Below are 23,829 nucleotides of genomic sequence, written 5' to 3'. Positions count from 1 at the left end.
GAGATTCGTGGGACAACAAAAGATAAAACTCAGGCGGTCGAATGACCGCCTGGAGATGTTCACTTACGCCTGGTGACCGTTGATGTAATCAATGGCAGCCTGAACGGTGGTGATTTTCTCAGCTTCTTCGTCCGGAATCTCAGTATCAAACTCTTCTTCCAGAGCCATTACCAGCTCAACGGTGTCAAGAGAATCTGCGCCCAGGTCTTCAACAAAGGAAGCGGAGTTCACAACTTCTTCCTGCTTAACGCCCAGCTGTTCGCCGATAATTTTCTTAACGCGTTCTTCGATAGTGCTCATACTCTTAAATTTCCTATCAAAACTCGCTTTCGCGATGGTTTTCGTAGTGTATAAAATGTTGAAAAATTTGCAACTAAATCCCGGCAGGTCTTACCACGATTTTACGTTATTTTGAGGCCATTTGCCCAAATAACGCAAATATTTTCGATCGTGATTAAACCATGTACATCCCGCCGTTGACGTGGAGGGTTTCACCAGTGATGTAACCCGCTTCGTCAGAGGCTAAAAATGCAACCGCGCTGGCGATTTCTTTAGGGTCGCCAAGACGACCCGCTGGAACTGCCGCCAGCGTACCCGCACGCTGCTCATCAGTTAGCGCACGCGTCATGTCCGTTTCAATAAAGCCCGGAGCAACAACGTTTACAGTAATTCCGCGGGACGCGACTTCACGCGCCAGCGACTTACTGAAACCGATCAGACCTGCTTTCGCCGCAGCGTAGTTAGCCTGACCAGCATTTCCCATGGTACCAACCACAGAACCTACAGTGATAATACGACCATGACGCTTTTTCATCATAGCGCGCATTACCGCTTTTGACAGACGGAATACAGATGACAGGTTGGTTTCGATAATATCGTTCCACTCGTCGTCTTTCATTCGCATCAGCAGGTTGTCGCGAGTGATCCCGGCATTATTGACCAGAATATCCACTTCGCCAAACTCTGCTCGAATATTTTCCAGAACAGATTCGATAGATGCTGGTTCAGTCACATTCAGTACCAGACCTTTACCGTTCGCACCCAGATAGTCGCTGATGGCCTGTGCGCCATTCTCGCTGGTCGCAGTCCCGATCACCGTTGCGCCGCGCGCAACCAGTGTTTCAGCAATAGCGCGCCCAATACCGCGGCTTGCGCCGGTCACCAGGGCAATTTTTCCTTCAAAACTCATGGTATTCCTCTTTTATTGCGAGAGTGCCGCTTTCATGGCTTCCGGCTCGTTAATCGCCGAGGCAGTCAGGGTATCTACAATACGTTTTGTCAGACCGGTAAGTACTTTACCTGGACCGACTTCATACAGATGTTCCACGCCCTGAGACGCCATAAATTCAACAGTTTTAGTCCACTGAACCGGGCTGTAGAGCTGGCGAACCAGCGCGTTACGGATAGCCTCCGGCGCGGTTTCGCACTTCACATCGACGTTATTCACAACGGAAATCGTCGGTGCGTTAAAGGTCATTTTTTCCAGCTCAACCGCGAGCTTATCGGCTGCGGGCTTCATCAGCGCGCAGTGAGACGGCACGCTCACCGGCAGGGGCAGTGCACGTTTTGCGCCCGCAGCTTTACAGGCAGCGCCTGCACGCTCAACCGCTTCTTTATGACCCGCGATTACCACCTGGCCTGGCGAGTTAAAGTTTACCGGAGAAACGACCTGACCTTCAGCAGATTCTTCACAGGCTTTAGCGATAGAATCATCATCCAGACCAATGATGGCAGACATGCCGCCCGTGCCTTCTGGCACCGCTTCCTGCATGAATTTACCACGCAATTCAACCAGGCGTACCGCGTCAGCGAAGGCAATCACGCCAGCGCAGACCAGCGCAGAGTATTCACCGAGGCTATGACCCGCCATCAGCGTCGGCGCTTTGCCGTCCTGCTGCTGCCATACGCGCCACAATGCGACGGATGCCGCCAGCAGTGCCGGTTGAGTCTGCCAGGTTTTGTTCAGTTCTTCAGCGGGGCCCTGTTGGGTCAGCGCCCACAGATCATAACCCAGCGCGTCAGAAGCTTCACGGAAAGTCTCTTCAATAACCGGATAGTTTGCTGCCATTTCAGACAACATCCCAACAGTTTGCGAGCCCTGTCCCGGGAACACAAAAGCAAATTGCGTCATTTTTTAATCCTTATCCTAGAAACGAACCAGCGCGGAACCCCAGGTGAACCCGCCACCAAAGGCTTCAAGCAAGACCAGTTGGCCCCGTTTAATTCGTCCATCGCGTACCGCTTCGTCAAATGCGCACGGTACCGATGCCGCAGAGGTGTTGCCGTGGCGATCGAGCGTCACCACAACGTTATCCATAGACATGCCCAGCTTCTTCGCCGTCGCGCTGATAATACGCAGGTTAGCCTGATGCGGTACCAGCCAGTCGAGTGCGGCACGGTCCAGATTGTTCGCTTCCAGCGTCTCATCAACGATGTGAGCCAGTTCAGTCACGGCCACTTTAAACACTTCGTTACCTGCCATTGTCAGGTAAATTGAACTGTCCGGATTAACGCGATCGGCGTTAGGCAGCGTTAACAGCTCGCCGTAGCGGCCATCGGCATGCAGGTGCGTGGAGATGATGCCCGGCTCTTCGGACTGCCCCAGCAGCACCGCGCCCGCGCCATCGCCAAAAATAATGATCGTTCCGCGATCGGTTGGATCGCAGGTACGCGCTAGCACGTCAGCGCCGATCACCAGCGCATATTTTACGGCGCCCGATTTTACATACTGATCGGCGATGCTCAGTGCATAGGTGAAACCCGCGCATGCTGCTGCAACATCAAATGCCGGGCAGCCTTTGATGCCGAGCATGTTCTGCACCTGGCACGCTGCGCTTGGGAAGGCATGCGTGGCAGAGGTGGTCGCCACCACAATAAGCCCGATCTGTTCTTTATCAATGCCAGCCATCTCAAGCGCTCGCTGAGCGGCTTCGTAGCCCATGGTGGACACAGTTTCGTCTGGCGCGGCGATACGACGTTCACGGATACCTGTGCGCGTGACAATCCACTCGTCAGACGTATCTACCATTTTTTCAAGATCGGCGTTGGTACGCACTTGTTTTGGCAGGTAGCTGCCGGTACCTAAAATCTTCGTATACATGTACGCTCAGTCACTTTTAGCTAATACAGATCCCAGGCGAGCGGCAATCCTCTGAGGGACTTGACGCTGCACCGCCTGCACTGCCTGTTCAATCGCGACGGTAAATGCTCGCTGATTGGCGGCGCCATGACTCTTAATCACGATGCCGCGCAATCCTAACAGACAGGCGCCATTATACTGGTCGGGGTTGAGGTGACTGAATCGCCGCGTCAGGCTTTTTTGTAACCAACGCTTTAATATAATCAGCCACCAGGACCTTTTTTTACCGTCTCCCTGCGATTTCAGCAGAGAAAGGAACATTCGTACGACCCCTTCCATGGTCTTCAACGTCACGTTTCCGGTGAAGCCATCACACACTAATACATCCGTTTTGCCCGTCAGCAACTCATTGGCTTCGAGATAACCAATATAGTTGATGGAGGGGACCTGTTTGAGTATTTCCGCAGCGTCGCGGATACTGTCCAGACCTTTGGTCTCTTCTTCACCAATATTCAATAACGCAACGCGGGGATTGTTAATCCCGACCACGTCTTCTGCCAGCACCGACCCCATAACGGCAAACTGAGCCAGCATTGTACTATCACAATCCACGTTAGCGCCCAGATCCAGCACCACCGTTTTGCCCTTCTGCTGATGCGGTAACACCGTCACCAGCGCCGGACGCTCAATGCCCTCAATCGGCTTGAGCAATAATTTCGACAGCCCCATCAGCGCGCCAGTATTTCCCGCGCTGACGCAAGCCTGTGCTCGCCCTTCTTTCACCAGCTCCAGCGCCATTCGCATAGAGCTGCCGCGGCTATTACGAATAGCCTGCGATGGCCGGGCATCACTGGCAATAACTGACTGCGCAGGAATAATCTGCAGACGCGAACGTTGTTCAAAGTCAGCTTTTGCAAGTAATGGCGTGATTGTGTCGGGATTACCGACTAAAAGAAGTGTGAGTTGCGAATTAGAATTCAGTGCCTGCAATGCTGCAGGCACTGTCACGGTAGGGCCAAAATCTCCCCCCATGACATCTAACGCCAGGGTTAGACGTGTCAAGGTATCGTCGCAGCCTGGTTCGGTAAACTCCCCGTTTGCACGGGGAAGTTCCTCACTAAGCCTAATCACGCTGACGCGTGATTACTTAGTGATAACCTTGCGGCCGCGGTAGAAACCGTCAGCGGTGATGTGGTGACGCAGGTGTTTCTCACCAGAAGTCTTGTCTACAGACAGGCTGGTAACTGCGGTCAGCGCGTCATGGGAACGACGCATGCCACGTTTGGAACGGGTTGGTTTATTCTGTTGTACGGCCATGGACCTTACTCCTCAATTACTTACGCTTTAAGCTGGCTAATACGGCAAATGGGTTTGGTTTTTGCGCTTCATCAGGCAGTTCCCCAAAGACCATGTCCGCCTCGGACACTTCACAGTGTTCAGAATCATGCACCGGAACGACTGGCAGGGAGAGGATGACTTCATCTTCAACCAGCGCCAGAAGATCGATTTCACCGAATTCGTTAACCTCAATCGGCTCATACGCTTCCGGGAGTGCTTCAGCCTGTTCGTCAGAACGAACCGGACTAAAACAATACGTTGTGTGAACATGCTGTACAAACGGTTTCCCGCAACGCTGACATTCGAGCGTTACCGTCACCTTTGCATCACCGGTTAACACGGCGAGACGCTGGTTGTCGATAGCGAACGACATGGAGCATTCTACATCACTGTCCACACTGACTACAGATTCGGCAATACGCTCAGCCTGATCGGAAGAATAGATTCCTTCGTAATCGAGGCGTTTTTGAGCCGTACGAACCGGATCAAGAGTCAGGGGTAATTTTACCTTTTGCATAGGGCGCGCATATTAACTTTGTAACGTCATAGAGTCAAAGAAAAAGGCAACCAGAGCTGCCTTTTGCCAATTATTCGCACACATTGCGGCCTGTAGTTTAAAATGGCTGGCATCGATACGCTATATCTGGTGATAAAAATATGCCAAATCTCGTCCTTGCTTCCACTTCACCTTATCGCCGAATGCTGCTGGAAAAGCTCGGGATCCCGTTTGAATGCGCTGCGCCGGAGGTGGATGAAACGCCACAGCCGGGCGAGTCACCGCGTCATCTGGTGACCCGTCTCGCGAAAGAGAAAGCACAGTCGCTGGCCGTACGTTACCCCGCTCATCTGATTATAGGCTCCGATCAGGTTTGTGTGCTGGACGGCGAAATCACCGGCAAACCGTATACGGAAGAAATCGCCTGCCAGCAGCTTTTGCGTGCGCGAGGCAGTATCGTGACCTTTTATACCGGCCTGGCGCTTTATAATTCGGCTTCCGGTCATCTGCAAACCGAGTGCGAGCCGTTTGATGTGCACTTCCGTCATCTTAGCGAACAGGAGATTATGGATTATGTGCGTCGGGAGCGTCCGCTGAACTGTGCAGGGAGCTTTAAAAGTGAAGGACTAGGGATTGCGTTGTTCGACAAGCTCGATGGCCGCGATTCCAATACGCTGGTGGGGTTGCCGCTGATTGCGCTGTGCCAGATGTTAAGGCGAGAAGAGTGTAATCCGCTGACGATGTGACCGTTGCGGCCTGATGCCCCCACCCCGGCCCTCTCCCTGTGGGAGAGGGAGAAAAACATGTAGGCCGGGTAAGCGCAGCGCCACCCGGCACAAAATCAGCCGCGCAGAACTTTCAGACAGCGTTTGAGCTGCTCATCCAGCGGCGCTTCAATACGGATAACTTCACCGGTATTAGGATGGGTGAACTTCAGCGCTGCCGCATGCAGGAACAGACGCGATAGCCCCGTCCCCGCCAGCTGCTTATCAAATTCGCGATCGCCATAGCGGTCATCAAACGCAATCGGATGGCCCGCAAACTGGGTATGGACGCGAATCTGGTGAGTACGCCCCGTCACCGGACTACAGCGCACCAGCGTGGCGAATTCGTAGCGCTCTTCAACTTTAAAGCGCGTCTCAGACGGTTTCCCTTCCTGATTAACACGAACAATGCGCTCGCCGCTTTGCAGAATATTTTTCAGCAGCGGCGCCTGCACCACTTTCACGTGGGACTGCCACTGGCCGCGCACCAGCGCCAGATAATCTTTCTGCATCCCTTTTTCGCGCAGCTGTTCATGCAGTGAACGCAGCGCAGAACGTTTTTTCGCCACTAGCAGCACGCCAGAGGTATCACGGTCAAGACGGTGAACCAGTTCGAGGAAACGCGCTTCCGGGCGCAGCGCGCGTAACCCTTCAATCACGCCAAAGCTTAGGCCGCTCCCCCCGTGTACCGCCGTTCCGGACGGTTTATTCAGCACCAGAATGTGGTCGTCCTCATAAAGGATAACGTCGCTCAGGGCCGCGACTTTTTGCAGCTTCGGAGAAACGACCTCTTCTTCACGCTCTGCAACACGTACCGGTGGAATGCGGACTTCATCGCCCGCCTCGAGCTTATACTCTGGCTTCACGCGTTTTTTGTTCACCCGCACCTCGCCCTTACGCAAGATGCGATAAATCATGCTTTTTGGCACACCCTTCAGCTGGGTGCGCAAAAAATTATCGATACGTTGCCCCGCCTCGTCGTCGGCGATGGCAACCATTTTTACGGCTGGAGTCTCTGTTTTCATGGTTGGCGATTCTAAATAGCGTCAGGCATTAGCGCCACTCATTTTTCTATGCTTATATTTACTTTTATCCGGACCGCTCCCCTTTCGCGCAATCGATTTGGTGGTTATTAAACCAATCACCCCGTTGAAGTGAAGAAACTGTGAGTAACCGGGTGATAATTGGTAAAAGTCATCTTGCTATAACCCGGCGAGCAGTGGAATAATGAATCCGTTTTCCGCGTTAAATCCGGGTTTTGTAAGGATGTCGACGGAATGACCAATTTTGTCTGACCGATCATCCACGCAGCAATGGCGTAAGACGTATTGATCTTTCAGGCAGTTAGCGGGCTGCGGGTTGCAGTACTTCCCGGTATAAGGATTGTTCTCTGGAGAGTTTTCCCAGGCAATTCCCCTGATAATTGCGCTGTGTTTCCGTATGAAACACAGGCAACCGACACTCTGCGCCTCTTAAGCGAGCGACAACCGTGAGGTTGGCGACGTGAATAGACACGAGGCCATCGGTTCATACCCCGGAAAGCGTCACCTTGCCCGCAGCTTTGTCGTCAATGTAAGAATAACGAGTAAGTTACGATGAAAAGAATGTTAATCAACGCAACTCAGCAAGAAGAGTTGCGTGTCGCCCTTGTGGATGGGCAGCGCCTGTACGATCTGGATATCGAAAGTCCTGGACACGAACAGAAAAAAGCGAACATTTACAAAGGCAAAATCACCCGCATTGAACCAAGCCTTGAAGCTGCATTTGTCGATTACGGTGCTGAGCGTCACGGTTTCCTTCCTCTCAAAGAAATCGCCCGCGAATATTTTCCTGCAAACTACAACTCCCATGGCCGTCCGAACATTAAAGATGTTCTGCGTGAAGGTCAGGAAGTTATCGTCCAGATCGATAAAGAAGAGCGTGGCAACAAAGGTGCCGCACTGACCACCTTTATCAGTCTGGCAGGAAGCTATCTGGTGTTGATGCCAAACAACCCGCGTGCGGGTGGCATCTCTCGCCGTATCGAAGGCGATGACCGTACCGAGCTGAAAGAAGCGCTGGCAAGTCTTGAGCTGCCAGACGGCATGGGCCTTATCGTGCGCACCGCAGGCGTCGGCAAATCTGCCGAAGCATTGCAGTGGGACCTGAGCTTCCGTCTGAAGCACTGGGAAGCCATCAAGAAAGCGGCTGAAAGCCGTCCTGCTCCGTTCCTGATCCACCAGGAAAGCAACGTCATTGTGCGTGCCTTCCGTGATTATCTGCGTCAGGACATCGGTGAAATTCTGATTGATAACCCGAAAGTGCTTGAGCTGGCTCGCCAGCACATCGCCGCGCTGGGTCGCCCGGATTTCACCAGCAAAATTAAACTGTACACCGGTGAAATCCCGCTGTTCAGCCACTATCAGATTGAATCCCAGATCGAGTCTGCCTTCCAGCGTGAAGTGCGTCTGCCGTCCGGCGGTTCTATCGTTATCGATACCACCGAAGCGCTGACCGCTATCGACATCAACTCCGCGCGTGCAACCCGCGGCGGCGACATCGAAGAGACCGCCTTCAACACCAACCTAGAAGCCGCTGATGAAATCGCCCGCCAGCTCCGCCTGCGCGACCTGGGTGGTCTGATTGTTATCGACTTCATCGACATGACCCCGGTTCGCCACCAGCGTGCGGTTGAAAACCGTCTGCGTGAAGCGGTGCGCCAGGATCGCGCGCGTATCCAGATTAGCCATATCTCGCGCTTCGGCCTGCTGGAAATGTCCCGTCAGCGTCTGAGCCCGTCACTCGGCGAGTCCAGCCATCACGTCTGCCCGCGCTGTTCCGGGACAGGTACCGTGCGTGACAATGAATCGCTCTCCCTCTCTATTCTGCGTCTGATTGAAGAAGAAGCGCTGAAAGAGAACACCAAAGAGGTTCACGCCATTGTTCCGGTGCCGATTGCCTCCTACCTGCTGAACGAAAAACGTGCAGCGGTGAGCGCAATCGAAGCGCGTCAGGGCGGCGTTCGCTGCATCATCGTGCCAAACGACGAGATGCAAACCCCGCACTATCACGTGCTGCGCGTGCGTAAAGGTGAAGAGACAAGCACCCTCAGCTACCTGCTGCCGAAGCTTCATGAAGAAGAAATGGCGCTGCCATCGGATGAAGAGCCTGCCGAGCGTAAACTGCCTGAGCAGCCTGCATTAGCAACCTTCATCATGCCGGAAGCCCCGCCGGAAGCGACGCTGGAAAAACCAGCGGCAAAACCTGCCGTGCAAAAGGCGGCCCCTGCCGCGGCAAAAGCGCAGCCTGAGCAGCCGGGTCTCCTGAGCCGCATCTTCGGCGCGCTGAAAAAAATGTTTGCTGGCGAAGAAGTTCAGCCTGAGCAGCCGAAAGAAGCGCCAAAAGAAGCGAAACCAGAGCGTCAGCAGGACCGTCGTAAGCGTCAGAACAATCGTCGCGATCGTAATGACCGCAACGACCGTAGCGATCGTAACGAGCGCCGTGATAATCGTTCCGAGAACAACGAAGGTCGTGAACAACGCGAGGACAACCGTCGCAACCGTCGCGAGAAGCAGCAGCAGAACGTTGAAGATCGTGAGATTCGCCAGCAGGCGGGCGATGAGTCCGAGAAGAGCAAACAGCGTGACGAGCAGCAACCTCGCCGCGAGCGTAACCGTCGTCGTAACGACGAGAAACGCCAGGCCCAGCAGGAAGTCAAAAACCTGAACCGCGAAGCGCCTGTTGAACAGCAGGACACGGAGCAGGAAGAGCGTACTCAGGTTATGCCGCGTCGTAAGCAGCGTCAGCTGACCCAGAAAGTGCGTGTGGGTGCTGTTCAGGCGGAAGAAAACGACGTTATCGCGGTTGAAGCAGCAGAAAGCACAACGGGTACACAGGTTGCGAAAGTTGACCTGCCAGCCGTAGTAGAAAATCAGGTTGAGCAGGACGAAAGCAGCGAAAACCGTGACAACGCAGGTATGCCGCGTCGCTCCCGTCGTTCTCCGCGTCATCTGCGCGTGAGCGGTCAGCGTCGTCGTCGTTACCGTGACGAGCGTTACCCAACTCAGTCGCCAATGCCATTGACCGTGGCGTGCGCGTCACCTGAGATGGCATCCGGTAAAGTCTGGATCCGTTATCCGGTTGCTCGCCCGGAACAGGCTGTTGAAGAACAGTCTGTGACCGAAGAGGTGATTGCACCGATAGCAGCGGTGGAAGACGTCGTGACTGAAGCGGCAACCGTGGTTGAACCGCAGGTTGTTGACACGGCGGCACCGCAGGCTGTGGAAGTGGAAACGACCCATCCTGAAGTCATTGCTGCGCCGGTTGATGCCGCTCCGCAGATCATTGCCGAAGAAGATACCGTGGTAGCTGAAGAAGTCGCGGAAGACGCTCAGCCAGTCTCCGCAGCAGAAGAGCCCGCAGACGTTACCGTCGAAACGGTGACTGAAGAGGTTGTTCAGGACGTCGAGATTCAGGTTGAACCTGTTGTCGAAGAGGTCAAAGCGCCTGAAGTGAAATCAGAGCCGATTGAGGTCGTTGCAGCTGTAGCGCCTGCTCACGTTGCTACCGCGCCGATGACTCGCGCCCCGGCACCTGAGTATGTGCCTGAAGCGCCACGCCATAGCGACTGGGTTCGTCCGGCATTCAACTTCGAAGGCAAAGGTGCTGCCGGTGGTCACAGTGCAACGCACATGGCTACTGCGCCAGCTACTCGTCCTCAGCCTGTTGAATAACGCACGCAAATACTGAAAGCCGACCTTCGGGTCGGCTTTTTTATGGCTGTTGCAGGGGCTTTCTCATTCCGGTGACCTCCGGCATTATCTGCCGCATCAGCTCCAGAAAACGCCGCAAGCGCGCCGGATAATAACGAGACCAGGGGTAAACCAGATGTACCGGTAGCGCTGCCGGCTGCCACTCTGGCAGTAGATGCACCAGTCGTCCTTCCTGAATATCATCCTTTACTGTCCAGCTGGATACCACCGCAACGCCTAGCCCGGTGAGTGCCGTATTGCGCGCCACATACAGGCTGTCGGTACCCAGGCGTGGCGTAATGGTAACCCGCGTCGGGGCAGATGATGCATCGTGGAAAAGCTCCACATGGCGTTGATAAAAAGAGCTGATGGCAATCCAGGGAAGCTGTTGCAAATCTTCCGGCGTTTTAACCGCGGGATAACGGGCCAGTAATTCCGGTGAAGCCACCACCGAGCGCGGCACTTCAGCCAGCAGCACGGACACGGTTGCCGGATCGACTTCCACACCCACCCGAATAGCACAGTCAAGGTTGTCGCCGAGGAAATCAACCGAGCGATCGTTGAGCATCCACTCAACAGAAAGCTGGGGATAGCGCTGCAAAAATTCGGTTAACGGTTTCAGAAGCTGATCCTGGCCAAACGCGTGCGGGGCGCGCACCCTCAGCACCCCAACCGGTTCATCTTCCGTCTGCCCTACCTCGTCTTCCAGTGCCAGCCAGCTGTCAATCACCCGTCGGGCATGCTGATAGCAGCGTTCGCCGTCATCGGTCAGCCGGGTCGTATGGGTTGTGCGCAGCATCAGGCGTACTCCCAGCATGGTCTCAAGCGACTGCAACCGTCGGCTCACCGTGGCCTGGGTTGTTGCCAGCTGACGTGCTGCCGCAGAAAGAGACCCCGCCTCCACAATGCGAACAAACGTTCGCATCAGTTCTACCCGATCTATACGCTCAGGCCTTTTCATATCATTTCCATCCATACGCTACACGTATAAGCGTTTTACCACCGCGCCCGCTACCGTCGCAAGGCGTACTGATAAAAAATAGCCGCACACGACGAATGAGGAACATCTTATGAACACAACTACCACCCGGGCCGTAAGCCGCTGGGTAATCTTAATGCTGGCGCTCGGTGCGGGCTTTAGCGTGGCATCCATCTATTATGCCCAGCCTCTGCTGCCGCTGATGGGCTCAGACCTGAACCTGAGCATCGAAGGCATGGGCATGGTCCCGACGCTTACCCAGGCGGGTTATGCCTTAGGTATCCTGTTTCTGCTCCCGCTCGGCGATCGTCATGATCGCAGAACGCTGATCCTGATAAAAAGTGCGGCTCTGGCGCTGTTCCTGCTGGGTTGTAGCCTGACCGGACAACTGCACTCCCTGCTGCTCACCAGCCTGCTGATTGGCATGGCCGCCACCATGGCGCAGGATATTGTCCCGGCCGCAGCGATCCTCGCGCCGGAAGGCAAACAGGGAAAAACGGTCGGCACGGTGATGACCGGCCTGCTGCTGGGGATTTTGCTCTCCAGAACCGTGAGCGGCGTGGTGGGTGAAGCCTTTGGCTGGCGGGTGATGTATCAGCTGGCCGCCGCAAGTATTGCCTTTGTCGGCGTGGTCATGTGGGCCGTGCTTCCCCGCTTCGCCGTTCACTCCACGCTGAGCTACCCGGCACTGATGCGCTCCATGGAACACCTCTGGCGCCGCTACCCGGCGCTGCGTCGGGCCGCGCTGGCCCAGGGTTTTCTGTCGATTGCCTTTAGCGCATTCTGGTCAACGCTGGCGGTCATGCTGCTGGAACGGTATCACCTTGGCAGCGCCGTGGCGGGTGGATTTGGTATTGCCGGAGCCGCTGGCGCGCTGGCCGCACCGCTGGCAGGTGGTCTGGCAGATAAGCTGGGCGCCGGTAAAGTCACCCAACTGGGTGCCGCGCTGGTGACCCTCTCGTTTGCCCTGATGTTCCTGATGCCGGCACTGGATATACACGGTCAGTTGATCCTGATTGCCCTCTCCGCGGTCGGTTTCGATCTCGGCTTGCAGTCCAGCCTCGTGGCCCACCAGAATCTGGTCTACAGCCTTGAGCCGCAGGCCCGTGGACGCCTGAACGCTCTGCTGTTTACCGTCATTTTCATCGGAATGGCGCTGGGTTCGGCATTAGGCAGCAATATCTACACGCTGGCAGGCTGGTCTGGCGTGGTGGCTCTGGCAACCCTGTGTGGTGCCATTGCGCTGGCTATCAGAGTGATTGAAAGCGCCCGGGTGCTGTCCGCACAGGCAGAAAGTGTGTAAAAAAAATGCCCAACCCGGACGGGTTGGGCAGTCAAAACATGCCCAGTTTCAAGACATGTTAAACAGGTCAGAGTCTTATCTGTTCATCTGGAACAAAGACATACCCTGCATATCGCTAAAGGCTTTATACGAGGCCTGCAACGCCGCCTGCTGCATGGTGTAGGACGAAATCACCGAGTTCCAGTCCACGTCAACCAGGTTACTCATCTGCTGGGTCTGACCCAGCGCGCGGTCTTCACCCAGAGCGTCCAGCTTGCCCAGCTCATCCAGCTTGATGCCGAGGTCGGCGCGCACGGTCAGCACGTTGTTGAGGGAGTTGCTCAGGCCACGGTTGGCTTTATCAATAGCCGCCGTAAACGCCTCGGCTTTCGTTTCATCCTCCCCAATCGGCGTATTCAGCGCTTCAATTGCGGAGTCGAGGATCTTGAACAAATTCGTTTCCGGTTTACTACCATCTGGCTCTGGCTTCGCATTGCTGGTGAAGCTATCGAAAACTTCAGTGCCCGTATGGCTGATTTGCATCGTGCGCGCGGAGTCAACCTGCTGGCTGATTGGCGTTCCGCCGCCCTTATAATCACCCGTAGTCTGGTCGAAAGCCGCCGCTTCGGTCTTGTAACCGGAAAAAATATAGCGGCCGTTACCGTCCGTGCTGTTAGCCAGGTTCATGAGCTGATCGCGAATACCTTGCAGGTTCGTGGCCAGCGAAGCGCGGTCATCGTCACTTAACGTTCCGTTGCCCGCATTGACAATCTTTTCCTGAGCAGCCTGGATAGCGGTTGTCACTTGCGATAACACGTTCTCTTCCAGCGAGACTTTCGTCGTAGCGAAGGAGCGCGCCAGCGCATACTGGCTGTTTTGCGTTTGAGCCTGAGAGAGCACAACGGCCTGCGAGGCGGCAATCGGATCGTCAGATGGACGATTGATGCGCTTCCCCGTAGACATCTGCTCGCCGTAGCTGAGCCAGAGACTTTGGGAGTTCGTCACGCCGCGCATGCTTTGCTCATACATCATTTGAGTACTAATACGCATTTTTTATGCCTCAGCCTTAGCGGATATTGATCAATGCATCAAACAGCGTGCTCGCCGTTTGCAGCACCTGCGCATTCGCCAGATAGTACTGCTGATAGCGTTGCAGGTTGCCATACTCTTCATCCAGGTTAACCCCGGAGATTGACTGCTGTTGTTTGGTCAGCTGCGTCACCACGTTAACTTTGGTTTCGCTGCTGGTTTTCAGCGACGCCGTGGTGCTGCCCACCGTACTGACCAGCGCGGCATAAGCATCGTTAAAGGTTTTGTTCCCCCCCACCAGCTTAGCGCTCTGTAAATCCAGCAGCTTCTGGCCATTGGTATTGTCGCTTTCGCCGCTTCCTTGCGCGGAGGCCATCGCCAGTTTGGATTCGTCGCTGATCGCAACGTCCATATTCACAATGACGTCATTCACCGGTTTGACGATGAAACTGTCTTTATTATTGGCTGAGCCGCTAATCTTAACGTTAAGACCATCAAACGACAGATTACCGCTGGCGTCAGGCTTGGCCGTGAAGCTGGTGTTGTCCGACAGACGCGTGATTGTCCAGTCAGTACCGTTGTACTCAACTTTGTAGTTTGTCGCCTGGACCTTGGTACTGTCCGTCATCGTTGCCGTAACGGACGCGCTTCCGGTGTTTTTGCCGTTACTCAGCACTGCCGGGGAGCCAAAATCAAACAGCTTGCCGCCTTTATCTCCGTTGGCGTCAAAGCCCGCCTGGTGCTGGGTATTCATGGCATCCGCAAACGCCAGCGCCATCTGGTTGAGGGTATTTCGCGCCTGATCCAGATCCTGAGAACGGAACGTTAACAGCCCTCCAAGCGACCCCGTGGTGATCTGTTTTTCTGAGATCTCCACGTTGCCTGCTGCGGCATCCACATACGCAATCGTCGTACGCGCTGGGTCCGCACTGGATTTCACCGCCGCCAGCTGACTTGCGTTGCTGCCCTGTACCAGGGTGTAACCGTTGGCGATAGAGATGTTATACGTGCCGCTGTCCTGTACGGTAACGTCCACACCGACAATCTTGTTCAGTTCACTCACCAGCTGATCGCGCTGATCGAGCAGTTCGTTCGGGGATGCGCCCGCCCCTACGCCAGTCAGCCGGGAGATCTGATCGTTAAGGTTAGCAATCTGCTTCGCATAGTTATTGATCTGATCGACGCTGGTAGAAATCGCCGTATTGACCTGCGCATCCTGATCGCGGAGATATTGATCGTTGGTTTTAAACTGGTTTACCAGACCATCCGCCTTACCGAGCACCGTCTGGCGTGCAGCCGGATCTTCTGCGTTACTCACCAGCGTTTGCAGGCTTTTAAAGAAATCCTGGAGGTTGGCAGAAAGCGAGTTCGTGGTATCCGACAGCACGTCGTCAATTTTTGACATCTGCTGGTAGCGCGTGGTCAGCCCACTGCTCTGGTTCTGCGCCGCGCGCAGCTGGTTGGTGATAAACGCATCATATTCACGCTGAACGCCGGATACATAGACCCCGTTACCCACCCAACCACCACCGGTCAGGGTACTGTTTGATGCCCCCAGAATGGTGGTCTGGCGGGTATAACCTGCCACGTTGTAGCTTGAAATATTATTACTGACGGTATTGAGTGCCGACTGCGCAGCACTGAGGCCACTCATGGCGCTGTTAATCAAACTGGACATGGGGGTTCCTTTTATACGTTCAGACACGAGTCCTGATGAAGGTTATCGGCAACCTCCACCGGGACTTGAGAACTTTCAGAACAGATTTTCGAGATCTGTGCTATACGCTTTGCTGACCTTCTCGGACATGGATTTCAGCTGCTGGATCATGCTGGTCAGCTTGCGTGCATAGTTTGGATCGGTCGCGTAGCCGGCATTCTGCAATGCCTGAGCGCCCTGCTCTGGCGTGGCGGCCTGGGTCACCGCAGTGTAGCGCGGGTTCCGGCTCAGCAGCCCGACATAATCCGACAACGCTTCCAGATACGAGCTGTAGACGCGGAATTTGGCTTTCACCTTCACTGCCGCACCGTTTTCATATTCGGTGGTGGTGATTTCAGTGGTCGGCCCTTTCCAGCTGGAGGTGGCCTTCACGCCAAAGATGTTGAAGCTCGGCTCGCCGTTCTCCCTGCGGATCTGACGTTGCCCCCAGCCCGACTCCAGCGCCGCCTGCGCCAGAATCAGATGGTGCGGCACGCCGCTCTCTTCACTGGCAAGACGCGCCGGCAGGGAGAGCTGCGCCAGGAAGTCTTTGCTGTCGCCGGAGAGCGGCTCGTCACGCGTTTCTGCCGGCTTCGGCATCGCCTTACGCACCATCTGCGTTAGCGCCTGATTTTGATAACTGGTCACCTTTTCCAGATCAAACTTCAGCGGCACCTGCGGCGGGGCCTCTTCAGGCGGGAGTCCCTGAGCGGCTGCGGTCTGCTTCACGATCATGTCCGCCAGGCCGAGTCCCTTTCCGGCGGTCATTTGCTGGGCAATCTGCTGATCGTACATGCTGGTGTAAAGCCGCGTGGAATCACTGCTGAACATGCCGTCTTTCGGCAGAGTTTCACGCATGCTTTTCAACATCATCTGCACGAACATGCCTTCCACCTGACGGGCAACCGGGCGGATATTCGCCGCCGGATCCTTGCCCGCTTTGGTTTTCAGCTCGTTGAGCGACTGGGCATCCCAGGCGGCACTGGTCAACAGTTTGCTATCGGTCAGCATTTAGATGATTTCCAGTTTAGCGCGCAGGCAGCCTGCACTTTGCATGGATTGCAGAATGGACATCAGATCCATTGGCGTTGCACCCAGCGCATTCAAGGCACGCACCACGCTGTTCAGGTTGGCGCTGGAGCGCACGCTCTGCAACGAACCGCCGCTCTGTCGTAAATCAATCTGCGTTTGCGGGGTCACTACCGTCTGACCGCCACCAAACGGGGTATCCGGCTGGCTGACGTTGGCCGAGCGGTTAACCGTGACGGAGAGATTGCCCTGCGCCACGGCGCAGCTGTCCAGCGTCACTTCGCGGTTCATCACCACCGAGCCGGTACGGGAGTTGATAATGACTTTCGCATCCTGAACCGGCACGTTCACTTCCATATTCTGGATATCGGCCAGCATCCGCACCTGGTTGCTGCTGCCGGTTGACGTGCGGATCTGCACGGTGCGGGCATCCAGCGCGGTGGCGCTGCCGTAGCCCCGGCTGCGGTTGATGGTGTCAGCGATCTGCTGCGCCATCGTAAAGTCTTCGTTATTCAGTTGCAGGTTAATGGTGTTGCCGGTGCCGAACTGGGTCGGCAGCTCACGTTCGATGATCGCGCCGTTGGTAATACGTCCCCCGTTCAGCTGGTTCACCTGCACGCTGCTGCCGCCCGCCGACGCGCCTGCTCCGCCAACCAGAATGTTGCCCTGCGCCAGAGCATACACCTGGCTGTCAACGCCTTTCAGCGGCGTCATCAGCAACGTACCGCCACGCAGGCTTTTGGCATTACCCATCGACGAGACAACCACGTCGATGGTTTGCCCCTGACGCGCAAAGGCCGGATAAGACGCGGTCACCATCACGGCCGCCACGTTTTTCAGCTGCATGTTGGTCCCGGCCGGTACGGTAATACCGAGCTGCGAGAGCATGTTGTTCAGGCTCTGGGTGGTGAACGGCGTCTGGGTCGTCTGGTCACCCGTCCCATCCAGCCCCACCACCAGGCCATAGCCAATCAGGGAGTTTTCGCGCACGCCCTGCACGCTGGTGAGATCGCGTATGCGATCGGCCTGCGCAACGGTAGCGACCAGCGACAGCGCCACGGCGAAGAGAAATTTATACATAGGTCACCTCGCTTACATCGGCGATAGGTTAAGGAAGAAGCGTTGCAGCCAGCCCATATTTTGCGCTTCGTTGATGTAGCCGTTGCCGACGTACTCAATGCGCGCATCCGCCACCTGGGTGGACGGTACGGTGTTGGTGCCGCTGATAGTGCGAGGGTTAACCACACCGGAGAAACGAATGAATTCCGTACCCTGGTTAATGGCGATCTGTTTTTCGCCCACCACGTGCAGGTTGCCGTTCACCAGAACCTGGTCAACCGTTACCGTCAGCGTTCCGCTGAAGGTATTGCTGGCGTTCGCGCCACCTTTACCGTTAAAGGTGTTGCCGCCGGAGGCTTCCACATCCGCACGGGCGTTGCCGAACAGCCCTTGCAGATAGCGCGGTACGGTGTCGAAACCAAAATTGGTTTTGCCGTCGCGGCTGGCGTTCGCCGACGAGCTCTTGCTCGCGCTGACGTTTTCCTGCAACACAATGGTCAGCGTATCGCCAACGTTACGCGGACGACGGTCTTCAAACAGCGGCTGATAACCGTAGTTAATCGGCTGCGCGGTCTGGAAAATAGAGCCGTTCACCACCGGCGCGGGGCCGGGAACGGGTTGGGCGGTAGTCGCACCCTGTACCAATGGTTTAGACGGGATCCAGGCACACCCGCTGAGGGTGACGGCCAGAACAGTCAGGATCGGATAACGAAACGCCGCGTTTTTTTGCATTGCCTTCATCTTCGAAAACAGGGAGCCGGTGCGACGTTTACCGCACCGGGCTACACCTTAGAGTTGCGTCAGTTTTTGCAGCATCTGGTCGGTCGTCGACACTGCTTTACTGTTAATTTCATAGGCGCGCTGGACCTGGATCATATTCACCAGCTCTTCCGCCACGTTAACGTTCGAGGTTTCCACATACCCCTGATACAGCAGCCCCGCCCCGTTCAGGCCCGGGGTACTTTCATTTGGCGTGCCGGAAGACTGCGTTTCGGTGTAGAGGTTCTCACCGATGCTTTCCAGCCCGGTATCGTTCATGAAGGTCGTCAGATTGAGCTGTCCAACCTGGACCGGCGCGGCCTGACCTTGCTGAGTGACGCTGACGATACCGTCACGACCAATGGTGATACTCAGCGCGTTCGCCGGGATGGTGATCGCAGGCTGAACCTGGAAGCCGCCCGCTGTCACCAGCTGACCATTCTGATCCACCTGGAACGAACCATCGCGGGTATAGGCGGAGGTCCCGTCAGGCAGCTGCACCTGGAAGAAACCCTGACCTTTGATGGCAACGTCTTTACTGTTGTTGGTCTGGGACAGGTTGCCCTGGCTGTGCAGACGCTCGGTGGCAACCGGGCGCACGCCGGTACCAATTTGCAGACCGGACGGCAGCGTGGTTTGCTCAGAAGACTGCGCCCCTGGCTGACGAATCGTTTGATAAAGCAAATCTTCGAAAACCGCACGCTGGCGCTTGAAACCATTGGTGCTGACGTTTGCCAGGTTGTTGGCAATCACATCCATATTGGTTTGCTGTGCGTCCAGACCGGTTTTCGCGATCCATAAAGAACTGATCATAGGGAGTCCTGTTAACTCATAGCCAGAAGTTGGTTAGCCTTGCCTGCGTTTTCATCGACGCTGCTGATAATTTTCATCTGCATTTCGAAGCGGCGGGCGCTGGCGATCATGTCGGTCATGGCTTCTACCGGTTTGACGTTACTGCCTTCCAGCACGCCGGACATCACGCGGATGGTCGGGTCGGCCTGTAACGTGGCGCCACGCGTGGCCTGCGCCGCCTGGGTCAGACGGAACATCCCGTCATCGCCACGCTGCACTTCGTTGCCTTCCGCTTTCACCAGCTTCAGACGACCGACAGGCGCAACGGTGTTAGCCGGGTCGCCCGGGTTTAACGCCGAAATCGTCCCGTCTGCCGCAATGGTCAGCTCTGACCCTTCCGGCACCGTCAACGGACCGGCTTCGCCCACCACCGGATGCCCCTGAATCGTCAGCTGCCCGGTGGCGCTCACCTGGATATTACCGTTGCGGGTATACCCTTCCCCGCCGTCAGCCGTTTGCACCGCCAGCCAGCCGTCCTGCTGAAGGGCAACGTCCAGCGGACGCGCGGTGTAATCCATCTGGCCTGGCGTCATGTCGGCGCCCGGGGTGGAAGCGGTGACCAGCGTACGCGTGGGCAATGACAGCCCTTCTACCGGCACCGCACGCAGCGCGTTGAGCTGCGCACGAAAACCTGGCGTGGAGGCGTTCGCCAGGTTGCTGGCGGTAACAGCCTGCTGGTTGAGCGTCTGGCTTGCTGCGCCCATCGCTGTATATATTGCGTGATCCATTGCGCTTTCCCGTCAGCTGCTTAACGCAGGTTAACCAGCGTGTTAAGGATCTGATCCTGGGTTTTGATGGTCTGCGCGTTGGACTGGTAGTTACGTTGCGCGACGATCATGTTCACCAACTCTTTACTCAGATCGACGTTAGAGGCTTCCAGCGCGCCGTTGGTCAGCGTGCCGAAGTTACCGGAACCCGCAGTACCCAGCAGGGCAACACCGGAAGACTGCGTGGCAGACCAGACGTTGTCCCCTTCGGATTTCAGGCCTTCGTTGTTGGCGAAGTTTGCCAGCACGATCTGGCCCAGCACCTGGGTCTGTTCGTTCGAATAGTTACCGACAACGGTACCGTCATCGTTGATCTGGTAGCTCACCAGATCGCCCGGCTTATAACCGTTCTGGCTCGTCGCCACGATGTTGTTCGCACCGGTATTCTGTTGCATGGAGTTGGCGAAACTCATGTCAAACGTGGCTGGCGTCGCGCCCGGAACGGTGCCCGTTGTGATCTTGATATCATCGCCACCCGTCAGCACGCCGCTCGCATTAAAGGTCAGCGTGGTTGCCAGTTTCGCTGCATCTCCCGCTACGCTGCCGTCCTGGGAATACACCTTCCAGGAGTTAGCTGGCGTCGCGTTTTTGACATAGAACAGGTTCATGTTGTGCGCATTACCCTGGCTGTCAAACACCGTCACGGTGCCTTTCTTGTTGTAAGAGTCAGGGTTGGCCGGGTCGAAGGCGACGGTTGGTGCGGTATCGGTGGAGTTCAGGTTGATCTGCTGAGAGGCCGTGGTGGTGGACTTCGCCGCCATCAGCGTCGTTGGGATGGAGATCGCCTGCGGATTCGCACCGGTTTGCACCGTAGGCGGCGTGCCGGCAACCGGATAACCGGTTAACTGAAGCCCCTGCATGTTCACCAGGTTGCGGTTTTCATCCAGCTTGAACTGGCCGTTGCGGCTGTAGAATACGGAACCGTTGGCATCCACCATACGGAAGAAACCGTTCTGGCTGATGGCGACGTCCAGACCGCGACCGGTGTTGGTGGTCGTCCCGTCGGTGAAGTCCTGGGTGATACCCGCCACCTTCACGCCCAGGCCCACTTTAGAGCCTGCAAACATATCTGCAAAAGACGCAGAACCGGATTTAAAACCATAGGTCGCGGAGTTGGCGATGTTGTTGCCAATGACGTCCAGGTTGGTGGCCGCAGCATTCAGGCCGCTGACCGCTTGAGAAAAGGCCATGACTTACTCCTGATAAGTATGAAGGCTTAGATAATCTGCCGAACTTCGTCGAGTGTGGTGGTACCGGAGGTACCCAAATCCAGTTTGTTACCATCGCTACCTTTGATGACGCCCTGAACCAGGGCAAACTGTAGCGGCTGAGCCACCAGCTGAGTGGTGCCGTTGCTGGCGCTAATCGCAACCTGATACGAGCCGTTAGGCGCTTTAGTGCCGTCGGTCAGGCTGCCATCCCAGGTAAAGGTATGAACGCCCGCTTTAAGCTCGCCAATCTCAATCGTGCGCACCACGTTGCCGCTGGCGTCTTTGATGGTGGCGGTGACTTTGTCGGCCGGCTGCTGCAACTCAACGCCAAACGGCGTCGTGGTGGTGGTGGACGTGCCATCGGTAGTGCTGGTGCCCGCCAGAATCGTGGTCCCCGGGATCATCACCCCGTGCCCGATCAGGTTGGCGGCCTGCAAGGACTGGCTATTATCGATTTGACCGGAGACCGAGCCGAGCGTGGTGTTCAGTTTCTCAATGCCGCTGACGGTACTGATCTGCGCAAGCTGCGTGGTCAGTTCGTTGTTCTGCATCGGATTGGTCGGGTCCTGATTTTTCAGCTGCGCCACCAGCAGGGTCAGGAAGCTGCTCTGTAAATCGGAGGCATTGCTCCCGGTGAGAGAGCTGGAACCGGTCGCACTGCTGGTGCTATTGACGCCGGTATTTGTCGGGTCATTCACGTTTACGGCGATGGACATGCGTGTCTCCTTTACTGGCCGAGAGTGAGTGTTTTGAGCATCATGCTCTTCACGGTATTAAGCACTTCGACGTTTGCCTGGTAGCTGCGCGACGCGGACATGGAGTTCACCATCTCCCCGACCACATCCACGTTCGGCATTTTCACGTAGCCGCTGGCATCCGCGAGCGGGTTGCCTGGCTCGTAAACCAGCTTGTCGGGTGCCTGGCTCTCAACCACGTCCGCCACTTTTACGCCGCCCGTTGCCGCACCCGGTGCAGCATCAACCTGGAAGACAACCTGTTTAGCGCGATACGGTTGCCCGTCAGGGCCGGTCACGCTGTCGGCGTTGGCCAGGTTACTGGCGGCCACGTTCAGTCGTTTAGACTGCGCCGTTAATGCCGAACCGGCGATATCAAAAATATTCAGCAAGGCCATTTACTAATTGCCCCCCTGTAGGACGGTCATCATGCCTTTAATTTGCCCGCCGAGTAGCGTCAGGCCTGTCTGGTATTGCAGGCTGTTATCGGCAAACTGTGTGCGCTCCCGGTCCATGTCGACGGTGTTACCATCAAGCGAGGGCTGATCGGGAATACGGTAAAGCAGGTCGGTCGTTGGCGCGGTCATCGCCTGAGCGGGAATATGACGTGAGGATGTCAGGGCCAGTGAGACACCCGTTCCTTCGGCACGTCCACGCTCCATCACTTTTTTGAGTTCACTGGAAAAATCAATATCGCGCGCCTGATACCCGGGGGTATCCGCGTTGGCGATATTGGCGGCTAAAATCTCCTGCCGCTGGGCGCGTAAATTGAGCGCTTCCTGCTGAAAACGTAACGCGGCGTCGAGTTTATCGAGCATGTCTCCTCCGCTGATGAGAAAATTTCAGTTCACAGCTTAAATCTCAAGGCGTCTCCCTTATCGACGGAATAAGCGCAAAATGCGTCGCTATTTGTTGCGTTGATGGAAAACCACTGCGGGTAGAATTTGCTTAATTCTGGACATGGTGGAACGTGCGATGCGGACTTTTAAACGTGGCCTGGCGGCGACCCTACTGCTTTTGAGCCCTCTGGTGCAGGCGGAGGGGTTAGAGGACCAGCTCAATGCATTCTTTGCGCAGAAGCTGGCCGGTTTCAGCGATGACGTACGCGTGACCGTGCGCACCCCGCCTAACCTTTACCCTTCCTGCGAAGCCCCGTCATTTAGCGTGACCGGCAGCACAAAGTTATGGGGTAACGTGAACGTGCTGGCGCGTTGCGCCAATGAAAAACGGTATTTACAGGTTGCGGTACAGGCGACGGGCAATTATGTTGTCGCCGCCGTTCCGATTCCGCGAGGCAGCCTGCTGCAACCTGACAGCGTAACGCTGAAGCGAGGCCGTCTGGATCAGCTTCCACCGCGGACGATGCTGGACATTAACCAGGCTCAGGAGGCGGTCAGCCTGCGCGATGTCGCCCCTGGACAGGCGATACAGCTATCCATGCTGCGCCAGGCATGGCGGGTGAAAGCGGGACAACAGGTGATGGTGGTCGCCAATGGCGAAGGGTTTAGTATCAACAGCGAAGGAAAAGCGCTGAATAATGCCGCAGTGGCGCAAAATGCCCGGGTCAGAATGTCCTCAGGCCAGGTGGTCAGCGGCACGGTCGGTCCTGATGGGAATATTCTGATTAACCTGTAATCTTTTTAAAGATTTCGCGGCGACTGCCGATAAATATTCAACAAATGATGATGTCAGGCGCAAACGCCGCGAACCCTCGATGAGGACAACACTATGAGCATTGATCGTACATCAGCCCTGAAGCCGGTTAGCACTGTACAACCTCGCGAAACGAATGAGGCTGCCCCGCAAAAAACGCGTCTGGAAAAAACGTCGACGGCTAACAGCACCAGCGTCACGCTGAGCGATGCGCAGTCGAAGCTGATGCAGCCAGGCAGCAGCGATATCAACATGGAACGTGTTGAAGCGCTGAAAACGGCTATCCGTAACGGCGAACTGAAAATGGATACCAGCAAAATCGCTGATGCGCTGATTCAGGACGCACAGAGTTTCCTCCAGAGTAACTAACCG

The 23,829-nt window shown here is 55.9% G+C and carries 25 protein-coding genes; 5 read left to right on the top strand and 20 right to left on the bottom strand.

Annotated features, from left to right (window positions below; translation table 11 throughout):
• Positions 1–63: 63 nt before the first annotated feature.
• The 7 genes from acpP to yceD form a co-directional block, all read right to left on the bottom strand.
• Entirely contained in the window at positions 64–300 is a 237-nt protein-coding gene (acpP, locus tag RY075_RS08685) for an acyl carrier protein (protein WP_003857954.1), read from the bottom strand.
• Positions 301–454: 154 nt separating this feature from the next.
• A complete protein-coding gene (gene fabG, locus RY075_RS08680; RefSeq protein ID WP_003857956.1) occupies positions 455–1,189 on the bottom strand; it encodes a 3-oxoacyl-ACP reductase FabG in 735 nt (244 codons plus the stop codon).
• 12 nt (positions 1,190–1,201) lie between these two features.
• On the bottom strand, positions 1,202–2,131 hold the full coding sequence (gene fabD / locus RY075_RS08675; protein ID WP_045345714.1) for an ACP S-malonyltransferase: 930 nt from the start codon (positions 2,129–2,131) through the stop codon (positions 1,202–1,204).
• 15 nt (positions 2,132–2,146) lie between these two features.
• A complete protein-coding gene (locus RY075_RS08670; RefSeq protein WP_003857960.1) occupies positions 2,147–3,100 on the bottom strand; it encodes a beta-ketoacyl-ACP synthase III in 954 nt (317 codons plus the stop codon).
• A gap of 6 nt (positions 3,101–3,106) precedes the next feature.
• Positions 3,107–4,141 (bottom strand): phosphate acyltransferase PlsX, encoded by a 1,035-nt coding sequence (gene plsX, locus RY075_RS08665; protein WP_153677011.1) that lies wholly within the window; start codon positions 4,139–4,141, stop codon positions 3,107–3,109.
• 81 nt (positions 4,142–4,222) lie between these two features.
• Positions 4,223–4,396 carry a 50S ribosomal protein L32 gene (rpmF, locus tag RY075_RS08660; RefSeq protein WP_003857964.1) on the bottom strand — a complete coding sequence of 58 codons (174 nt, stop codon included), beginning with the start codon at positions 4,394–4,396 and terminating at the stop codon, positions 4,223–4,225.
• Positions 4,397–4,412: 16 nt separating this feature from the next.
• Positions 4,413–4,934: a 23S rRNA accumulation protein YceD gene (yceD, locus tag RY075_RS08655; RefSeq protein WP_003857966.1), complete on the bottom strand. Its 522-nt coding sequence runs from the start codon at positions 4,932–4,934 to the stop codon at positions 4,413–4,415.
• Positions 4,935–5,074: 140 nt separating this feature from the next.
• Between yceD and RY075_RS08650 the strand changes: the two genes are divergently transcribed.
• Complete coding sequence (locus RY075_RS08650) at positions 5,075–5,659, top strand: nucleoside triphosphate pyrophosphatase (protein ID WP_003857968.1); 585 nt, start codon at positions 5,075–5,077, stop codon at positions 5,657–5,659.
• Between the two features lie 95 nt (positions 5,660–5,754).
• Here RY075_RS08650 and rluC read toward each other — a convergent pair whose 3' ends face one another.
• Complete coding sequence (rluC, locus tag RY075_RS08645) at positions 5,755–6,702, bottom strand: 23S rRNA pseudouridine(955/2504/2580) synthase RluC (RefSeq protein ID WP_003857970.1); 948 nt, start codon at positions 6,700–6,702, stop codon at positions 5,755–5,757.
• 570 nt (positions 6,703–7,272) lie between these two features.
• Between rluC and rne the strand changes: the two genes are divergently transcribed.
• Positions 7,273–10,389 carry a ribonuclease E gene (rne, locus tag RY075_RS08640; protein WP_338628431.1) on the top strand — a complete coding sequence of 1,039 codons (3,117 nt, stop codon included), beginning with the start codon at positions 7,273–7,275 and terminating at the stop codon, positions 10,387–10,389.
• A 40-nt stretch (positions 10,390–10,429) separates the two neighbouring features.
• Here the strand turns inward: rne and RY075_RS08635 are convergent, their stop codons facing one another.
• Positions 10,430–11,368: a LysR family transcriptional regulator gene (locus RY075_RS08635; RefSeq protein WP_176698592.1), complete on the bottom strand. Its 939-nt coding sequence runs from the start codon at positions 11,366–11,368 to the stop codon at positions 10,430–10,432.
• 109 nt (positions 11,369–11,477) lie between these two features.
• Here RY075_RS08635 and RY075_RS08630 point away from each other — a divergent pair, with 109 nt between their 5' ends.
• On the top strand, positions 11,478–12,689 hold the full coding sequence (locus RY075_RS08630) for an MFS transporter (protein ID WP_045330545.1): 1,212 nt from the start codon (positions 11,478–11,480) through the stop codon (positions 12,687–12,689).
• Between the two features lie 75 nt (positions 12,690–12,764).
• Here the strand turns inward: RY075_RS08630 and flgL are convergent, their stop codons facing one another.
• The 11 genes from flgL to flgB all read right to left on the bottom strand — a co-directional run bounded on the left by flgL (position 12,765) and on the right by flgB (position 22,622).
• Positions 12,765–13,718, bottom strand: a complete 954-nt coding sequence (flgL, locus tag RY075_RS08625) for a flagellar hook-associated protein FlgL (protein WP_003857977.1) — start codon at positions 13,716–13,718, stop codon at positions 12,765–12,767.
• A gap of 16 nt (positions 13,719–13,734) precedes the next feature.
• Positions 13,735–15,375 (bottom strand): flagellar hook-associated protein FlgK, encoded by a 1,641-nt coding sequence (flgK, locus tag RY075_RS08620; RefSeq protein WP_003857979.1) that lies wholly within the window; start codon positions 15,373–15,375, stop codon positions 13,735–13,737.
• 75 nt (positions 15,376–15,450) lie between these two features.
• Entirely contained in the window at positions 15,451–16,404 is a 954-nt protein-coding gene (flgJ, locus tag RY075_RS08615; protein WP_017384732.1) for a flagellar assembly peptidoglycan hydrolase FlgJ, read from the bottom strand.
• On the bottom strand, positions 16,405–17,502 hold the full coding sequence (locus RY075_RS08610) for a flagellar basal body P-ring protein FlgI (RefSeq protein ID WP_003857984.1): 1,098 nt from the start codon (positions 17,500–17,502) through the stop codon (positions 16,405–16,407).
• A gap of 12 nt (positions 17,503–17,514) precedes the next feature.
• A complete protein-coding gene (flgH, locus tag RY075_RS08605; protein WP_003857987.1) occupies positions 17,515–18,213 on the bottom strand; it encodes a flagellar basal body L-ring protein FlgH in 699 nt (232 codons plus the stop codon).
• A gap of 57 nt (positions 18,214–18,270) precedes the next feature.
• Entirely contained in the window at positions 18,271–19,053 is a 783-nt protein-coding gene (flgG, locus tag RY075_RS08600; RefSeq protein ID WP_000625853.1) for a flagellar basal-body rod protein FlgG, read from the bottom strand.
• An 11-nt stretch (positions 19,054–19,064) separates the two neighbouring features.
• A complete protein-coding gene (locus RY075_RS08595) occupies positions 19,065–19,820 on the bottom strand; it encodes a flagellar basal body rod protein FlgF (protein WP_048240989.1) in 756 nt (251 codons plus the stop codon).
• Between the two features lie 20 nt (positions 19,821–19,840).
• Positions 19,841–21,049, bottom strand: coding sequence for a flagellar hook protein FlgE (gene flgE / locus RY075_RS08590; RefSeq protein ID WP_003857992.1), 1,209 nt, complete (start codon positions 21,047–21,049; stop codon positions 19,841–19,843).
• A 26-nt stretch (positions 21,050–21,075) separates the two neighbouring features.
• The gene (gene flgD, locus RY075_RS08585; protein WP_003857994.1) at positions 21,076–21,786 is read right to left on the bottom strand and encodes a flagellar hook assembly protein FlgD; all 711 of its coding nucleotides are present in this window, start codon (positions 21,784–21,786) and stop codon (positions 21,076–21,078) included.
• An 11-nt stretch (positions 21,787–21,797) separates the two neighbouring features.
• Positions 21,798–22,202, bottom strand: coding sequence for a flagellar basal body rod protein FlgC (flgC, locus tag RY075_RS08580; protein ID WP_003857997.1), 405 nt, complete (start codon positions 22,200–22,202; stop codon positions 21,798–21,800).
• A 3-nt stretch (positions 22,203–22,205) separates the two neighbouring features.
• Positions 22,206–22,622: a flagellar basal body rod protein FlgB gene (gene flgB / locus RY075_RS08575; RefSeq protein ID WP_003857999.1), complete on the bottom strand. Its 417-nt coding sequence runs from the start codon at positions 22,620–22,622 to the stop codon at positions 22,206–22,208.
• A 157-nt stretch (positions 22,623–22,779) separates the two neighbouring features.
• Between flgB and flgA the strand changes: the two genes are divergently transcribed.
• Together flgA and flgM are read left to right on the top strand one after the other, a co-directional pair.
• On the top strand, positions 22,780–23,439 hold the full coding sequence (gene flgA, locus RY075_RS08570) for a flagellar basal body P-ring formation chaperone FlgA (RefSeq protein ID WP_003858001.1): 660 nt from the start codon (positions 22,780–22,782) through the stop codon (positions 23,437–23,439).
• A 93-nt stretch (positions 23,440–23,532) separates the two neighbouring features.
• Positions 23,533–23,826 (top strand): flagellar biosynthesis anti-sigma factor FlgM, encoded by a 294-nt coding sequence (gene flgM, locus RY075_RS08565; protein WP_003858002.1) that lies wholly within the window; start codon positions 23,533–23,535, stop codon positions 23,824–23,826.
• Positions 23,827–23,829: the final 3 nt, after the last annotated feature.

The sequence above is a fragment of the Enterobacter sp. JJBC genome (genome assembly GCF_036936505.1).
Lineage (GTDB): Bacteria > Pseudomonadota > Gammaproteobacteria > Enterobacterales > Enterobacteriaceae > Enterobacter > Enterobacter hormaechei_C.
The sequence above is the reverse complement of the archived record's forward strand: the minus strand, read 5'-3'. Positions and strand labels throughout refer to the sequence as shown.